Genomic DNA, 1,634 nt, shown 5'->3' on the forward strand with positions numbered 1-1,634 from the left:
AACGCACGCGCGGCGGGGGCAAATGGGGAGGGCGAGATGCGCCTTATCGGGACTTTGCTTTGCACGGCGGCCATCGCGGCGTTCGCGACCTCGGCCAACGCCGTGATGCTGTACCAGAACAATTTCGACGGGAACGAAAGCCACCACGCCGGGGTGACAGGGGCCTTCTCCCTCTTCCCGACCGAGGCAGCGTCGGCCGGCGCCTGGAACGCGCAGGGGTGGGCCGGCAACTACGGGGCGTACCGCACGGGCGGCACGCCCACCTCGCCATTCGGCGGGCTCTACCTTTCGAACCTCGCGACCCACACGACGGTCTCGGCCAGCTTCATCCTGGGCTTCCTGGAGAGCTGGGACTCCTACGACGGCGGCTGCTGCTCGCCGGACAACCTCGAGATCTGGCTCGACGGCGTAAAGGTCGCCAACATGACCTACAACAACGCCCTCGGGACCGTGAAGGACACGGACGGCGGGACTGTGATCCATGAGTACGTCCAGGCCAACACCAACGGCTACTACTCCGACACCCTGGTCGACATGGGCACGGCGCCGTTCCTGACCTTTGCCCACACCGCCTCGACGCTAAGCCTCGAGTTCCGCGCCGCCGGGGACGGTTGGCAGGGAGGCTCCGACGAGGGCTTCGGCCTCGACAACGTGGTGCTCACTTACGACGGCGTCCGCGGTGGCGTCGTGCCGGAACCGGCCACCTGGGCGCTGATGATCGGCGGCTTCGGGATGGCCGGCGCCATGCTGCGCCGCCGGCGGACCGCGCTGGTCTGACCAAAGCAGAAGGGCGGCCCTCGCAGGCCGCCCTTTCCTTTCGCGTCGCTGAAGGCGCGTTCTACTTCTTCAGCATCTTCTTGATCTCGGCCTGGCTGGCGTTGACCGTCGCTGCGCCGCCCGAGATGGCAAGGCTGGCGGTGTCGACCGCGAAGGTGTCGGCGCCCATCTTGATGGTGGCCGTCTTCTTGCCGTCGGCGCCCGTCTTCACCTCGCTGATCTGGCCGATCGTAGCGCCCGTGTTGTCCTTCACGGCCATGCCGCTCGAGACCACGTCCGTGCCGGACGCGGAGGCGCTCGCCGCGCTGCTCGGCGCAGTGCTGGACGAGGTGTCCGCCGGCTGGTCCGCCGGCGGGGTGGCCGGCGTGGCGCGCGTGGCCGGGCTCGCCGGGCTAACGCCAGGATCCGCGGGTGTCGCAGGGGTGGCCGGGGTGGCCGGCGTCGCCCTGCTCGGCTCGGACGGCGGCTGGGCCAGCGCCGAGGTGGCGGACAGGCTGAGGATCGCCGCAGCGGCGAGGGCGAGGCGTTTGTTCATTGGCAATGCATGCTCCCATGTGCGCGCCCCCACGCCCGGCCTCCCACAACCCATGTCCCTGGGGATGGTTCCTACGGCGCAGTCGCCGCGTCTGGCGGAAACTGCCGGCGGCGAAGCGTTGTCCCTGTCCACTGGTCTCTATAGGTTGGCCCCTTCCTCACTGGTTTTGGACTTTCAGGGGACGGGGCGGACACGCATGGACCAGGTCGAAAAACGCACCTTCACGGATGAGGAGGCGCTGAACTTCCACCGCTACCCGACGCCCGGGAAGATCGCCATCGCCGCCACCAAGCCGATGGCCACCCAGCGGGACCTGAGCCTC

General features: G+C 68.8%; 3 protein-coding genes. 2 read left to right on the top strand and 1 reads right to left on the bottom strand.

Annotated elements, in window-relative coordinates; translation table 11 throughout:
* Positions 1–36: 36 nt before the first annotated feature.
* Positions 37–777, top strand: coding sequence for a PEPxxWA-CTERM sorting domain-containing protein (locus tag VGD44_RS01475; RefSeq protein ID WP_414694607.1), 741 nt, complete (start codon positions 37–39; stop codon positions 775–777).
* A gap of 61 nt (positions 778–838) precedes the next feature.
* On the opposite strand, the gene VGD44_RS01480 is transcribed toward VGD44_RS01475, so the two are convergent.
* Positions 839–1,312 carry a hypothetical protein gene (locus tag VGD44_RS01480; protein WP_331083131.1) on the bottom strand — a complete coding sequence of 158 codons (474 nt, stop codon included), beginning with the start codon at positions 1,310–1,312 and terminating at the stop codon, positions 839–841.
* A 196-nt stretch (positions 1,313–1,508) separates the two neighbouring features.
* On the opposite strand from VGD44_RS01480, the gene VGD44_RS01485 reads away from it, so the two are divergent.
* Positions 1,509–1,634 (top strand): hypothetical protein (locus VGD44_RS01485; RefSeq protein ID WP_331083133.1); only part of this gene is annotated, 126 nt, incomplete at its 3' end.

Origin of the sequence: Phenylobacterium sp. (assembly GCF_036402295.1) — a bacterium.
Taxonomy (GTDB): Bacteria; Pseudomonadota; Alphaproteobacteria; order Caulobacterales; family Caulobacteraceae; genus Phenylobacterium.

Excerpts from the sequence above, each read along its gene's own strand:
- VGD44_RS01475 (WP_414694607.1), top strand. The coding sequence starts at position 37 with ATGCGCCTTATCGGGACTTTGCTTTGCACGGCGGCCATCGCGGCGTTC.
- VGD44_RS01480 (WP_331083131.1), bottom strand. The coding sequence starts at position 1,312 with ATGAACAAACGCCTCGCCCTCGCCGCTGCGGCGATCCTCAGCCTGTCC.